This is a genomic window from Mesorhizobium sp. M7A.F.Ca.CA.001.08.2.1, from assembly GCF_003998455.1.
Taxonomy (GTDB): domain Bacteria; phylum Pseudomonadota; class Alphaproteobacteria; order Rhizobiales; family Rhizobiaceae; genus Mesorhizobium; species Mesorhizobium ciceri.
This window is the reverse complement of the sequence record NZ_RZPW01000625.1, coordinates 1-3,823: the sequence shown is the minus strand read 5'-3', so window position 1 is coordinate 3,823 and position 3,823 is coordinate 1. Positions and strand designations below refer to the sequence as shown.

The window sequence follows — 3,823 nt, the reverse complement described above, 5'->3', positions numbered from 1 at the left end:
GATCACCATCCATCTCATCCAGAAGGGCTATCATGTGCTCGATCGTCGCCTCGACCCGGCACCGGAAGAAGGCGCTCATTGCTCGCTCCATTCGATGTGGACTGTACCGCCGAGTTCTCGTATTCCGCGCACAATGGCATTGTAGTCGACAAAGCCTCGGGCGCCCCTCCAGTTTTTGTGACGGAAGTAGCGCTTTGACCTCGCAAATTCGTCAAGTTCGGCCATGGTTACGTTTCGTCGCGAACATTCCGATCGAAGTTCGTCGAGTAAAGCAAACCAGTAGGCTTGTAGCGAACTTTAGGGCGGGAAAGACCCAGGGCGCTGCCTCGGCAGCATAATTTCTTGAGGCTGTGGTCAGGAAACGCGGCGCAAAGCTCTGACGCACTTGCTGTCCGATCGAGTCTCCGAAACAATGCATCACTTCTTGCCGTCCAGATACGGCGCCTCTTAGCTATGTCTAGTGTCTGGCATCGTGTCGCCAGGGCGGCTTGGGTGCGATGTGGCAACGCCTTGCGCATGGCCTTGTAGTCTGGATAGAGCGAGCGGCATATTTCTGTCTCCGCCTCGGTCCACAGTGGCCAGCCGCCGTTGCCGATGCCGGTTCTCTGCATACGCTGTGAATGACGCTGTCCCTGGACCGCATACTTGGTAAGCTCAGCAAGGTGCATCTCATGTCCTTTCATCCATTGATGCCCGCCCAGGTGAACCGTGATCCCTGCTGCCAATCCAACCAGGATAATTTTGCCGCGTTCCCCGATACACCCGTTGTTCAATTGAATTGCTGTGTATTATTCCGCTGTTGTCTTTAGGATGAGAGCCATGCCCCTATCATCCTTCGCCAAAGAACTGGAGAACGCCGCCGATAGCATCGCCGACATGTCGCGAGGGGATCTTCAGATCATGCTTCGGCGCGCTGCGTTGATGCTCCGGAACGTCGCCGGCCTCCCGCTAGAGCCAGCAACACAGGACGCACTGAACTCCATTGCCGCTGAAATGAAAATCGGCCGGTCGGAGCTCATTCAGATCGTCTTGCGTGAGTGGCTGGAAACGAATGCTTATCTGCCAGTCCGGATGATTGACGAGGAAAGCGAGACCGACGGGAGCGCTTAGCAACATGGCTCGCAAGGGAATGGTCCGCAGAAAAAGGCCCGTGCCTAAGGGACGGGCCAAATACGTTTCGGGAACAATGCCTAGAGCGGTTATTCTCAGCCGCCCATCTTCTTGGCCATGGCACAGAAATCAGCGTGCGACTTGTTGAGCGTGGTGTCGCCGCAGTCTTTCAGCACCGCCTTTTGTTCATCCGGTTTCATGGACATCCATGCGGTCTTGAAATCCGCTTCCGACCTCAAGGTTTTCATGCCGGCATCCGTGAAGAAAGGTGACATCTTTGCAGGATCATCGAGCGCGGAAGTGGTGCTGCTGCCAGCCAGCGCTGAGCCCGTCATCACTGCGAGCGCCATCGCGCCCATCGTAAGCATTTTGATGCTCATTTTTTCCTCCGTTAGTTCTACACGCGCAAATCGCGTGACCTGGGGAAAAAACGTCGGCGTCTGAACTCTGTTCCCGCATCTCGCCGATTTCGCATCGGCAGCCGTCTGACCGCGCTGATGTCGTGGCCGGTGCAGTGAGGAGTCCACCGTGGGGCGACGGACCACTGCGGCCAGCCTAAAGTGCGATCGGCAAACGCGGGCCCATTAACCACCTTCCTGGATAGATTGGACCCCAATGGGGATGCGGGGGGTTTACCTTGCGTGGAAAATCACAAGCACAGATTCTATTGTCATGTTGAGCGCGACGGATTGTGGGGAGTTTGGGATTGCGTCGCCAACAGGCCGGCAAGGTTGGGCGGTGGCGACGTTCGCGGTTGCACTGCCCAAAGGGCTGAAACTGCGGAACACGTCCTCACGAGAATTTACGACGGCGGACTTGATGCCGTCGCTATCCGCATCGCGGTCATTGTCAGTTCTGCGGGTTCGGCCTGATCGATCCCCGGCCGCCAGGCGCTTACCCAGCCTTAGGGGGCAGCACCGGTCCAGTGGTGTTCCACCGGATGAACTCGACCTCTTTCCCGGTGACGTCCCGCACGGCCTTCAATAGCACCTCATGCAGGACGCGCGTCTGCCTGTAGTGGTCGCAATGTGGCGATATGAACGGCTTGATGATGCTTAGGTGCAGCGCTTCCGCTGCCACCAGGAAGCGCTCGATTTCAGCCTGTGATAACTGCTTTGAGGGTTTTGACCTAGCCATTGCGACACCTTTTGAGAGTCGCCCCACCTGAGGACAATATTCCTACCGCGACCGTTCAGTGTAAAGGCTCAAACGTCGAAAAGGTCGTTTGGTCCCACGCCAATTTCGTCAATGATGTCCGGCGTGTTGTTTCGCGGGCTTCCGACCTTCCTGTCGATCGGCCACATCTTCATCAGCTCCGAAGGATATGGCTTCATGAGGTCGCGTGGATCCAGTTCCGGTCCGAGCCAGCGCATGTAATCGGCAGGCGCCAGAATAACCGGCATCCGATCATGGATCGTCGCCATCAACGTATTGGGCTCGCAGGTGACGACAGCGAAGGTCCGGATCAACTCGCCGGTCGCCTTGTCGGCATATTCTTCCCATACTCCAGCCATGGCAAAAGGCTCGTCCTCCGTCATCGCGATAGCGTAAGGCTGCTTTTTCGTGCCCGAACCATCGAGCTTTTGCCATTCGAAATAGCCGTCGACGGGCACCAGGCAACGGCGCGCGGCGTATGCTTTTCGGAACATGCCGTTGCTGGCAATCGTCTCGCACCGCGCATTGACAGGCGGTGGCCGCCCGCCGCCATCGCGCGCCCAGCCGGGAACCAGCCCCCACTTCGCAGAAAGGAAACCGGCCATGCTCGTGGAAAGCTCTTCACGTACAATGATTGGATAGGTCAGGCTGGGCGCGCCATTCCAGACCGGGAACCCGTTGCCCAAACGCTCAACGTCGCCAGGGTGCGCGAACTCGAAGCGCCGCACCATGTCCGGGATGGTCGATTTTACAAAAACGCGTCCACACATTCAGGTCGTCTCATTGACAAGGATCGAGGCCCGCCCAAGATGGGAACGGAGTGAGAACGTATCAAGGTTGTGGTGATGCCGAAGAAGCCAAAGGACGTAATGCTGCCAGCGGTCTCGGGCGTCACAATCGAAATCGATGACCGCGATAATCCCGAGGTCTGCCTTGTCGGGCTATTAACTGCCGAGGGGAAGCGATCCTTCACCCTGAGCGAAAACGGCGCTCGGATGATGGTGAAGGCGTTGCACTCATTTCTCGATCTCCTCGACGGATCTACGTCCGAGACAAAGCCCAAAGGCCCCGCCAACTGAGAACGCAGATATGGTCAATCCGCCCAAGCGACAGGACGATTATCAGGACCGAGCCATCGACTGCCAGGAGGCCATGGAGCCGGGCTTTCAGGCGATTGTCGATTGCATGCTGGAGGCGGGATGGACGCGAGGCGAGACATTGCGGGCGCTGAAACGGCTCATAGCGGCCAACAATATGGCTCAGAAAGAGAACGCTAGGCTGGAAACGCAACTCGCAATTGCGCGGGCCATGTTGCGCGCTGGAAAGCCGATTAAGGTCTGTTGACCTGTTGGGCGTCCCTTGGCCAATGCATCGATTGCCACCGGGTGCATAAACTCTTGCACCGACCTGGGAGGAACATGCGTCCGCAGTCGAAGTTCGGAATGCGCTTGGTAAGGAAATCTCCTTGAAACAGCCAAGCAAGGCCCGCCACTGGCTCCGAGACCCGGTGGCGGGCCACCCGCGATTAATCTTTTTCGTAGGGCTGGAACCTGTTTCT

General features: G+C 57.5%; 6 protein-coding genes. 3 read left to right on the top strand and 3 right to left on the bottom strand.

What is annotated here, in order from left to right; translation table 11 throughout:
* Positions 1 to 819: 819 nt before the first annotated feature.
* Complete coding sequence (locus EN914_RS27730; RefSeq protein WP_013525247.1) at positions 820 to 1,110, top strand: hypothetical protein; 291 nt, start codon at positions 820 to 822, stop codon at positions 1,108 to 1,110.
* A gap of 95 nt (positions 1,111 to 1,205) precedes the next feature.
* Here EN914_RS27730 and EN914_RS27725 read toward each other — a convergent pair whose 3' ends face one another.
* From EN914_RS27725 to EN914_RS27715, 3 genes are all read right to left on the bottom strand, one after another.
* Positions 1,206 to 1,490, bottom strand: a complete 285-nt coding sequence (locus tag EN914_RS27725; protein WP_013525246.1) for a hypothetical protein — start codon at positions 1,488 to 1,490, stop codon at positions 1,206 to 1,208.
* 514 nt (positions 1,491 to 2,004) lie between these two features.
* Entirely contained in the window at positions 2,005 to 2,247 is a 243-nt protein-coding gene (locus EN914_RS27720) for a hypothetical protein (RefSeq protein WP_024505443.1), read from the bottom strand.
* Between the two features lie 68 nt (positions 2,248 to 2,315).
* Complete coding sequence (locus EN914_RS27715) at positions 2,316 to 3,035, bottom strand: SOS response-associated peptidase (protein WP_024505444.1); 720 nt, start codon at positions 3,033 to 3,035, stop codon at positions 2,316 to 2,318.
* A gap of 75 nt (positions 3,036 to 3,110) precedes the next feature.
* On the opposite strand from EN914_RS27715, the gene EN914_RS27710 reads away from it, so the two are divergent.
* On the top strand, positions 3,111 to 3,344 hold the full coding sequence (locus tag EN914_RS27710; RefSeq protein ID WP_013525244.1) for a hypothetical protein: 234 nt from the start codon (positions 3,111 to 3,113) through the stop codon (positions 3,342 to 3,344).
* Positions 3,345 to 3,354: 10 nt separating this feature from the next.
* Positions 3,355 to 3,609, top strand: a complete 255-nt coding sequence (locus EN914_RS27705) for a hypothetical protein (RefSeq protein WP_024505445.1) — start codon at positions 3,355 to 3,357, stop codon at positions 3,607 to 3,609.
* Positions 3,610 to 3,823 lie beyond the last annotated feature (214 nt).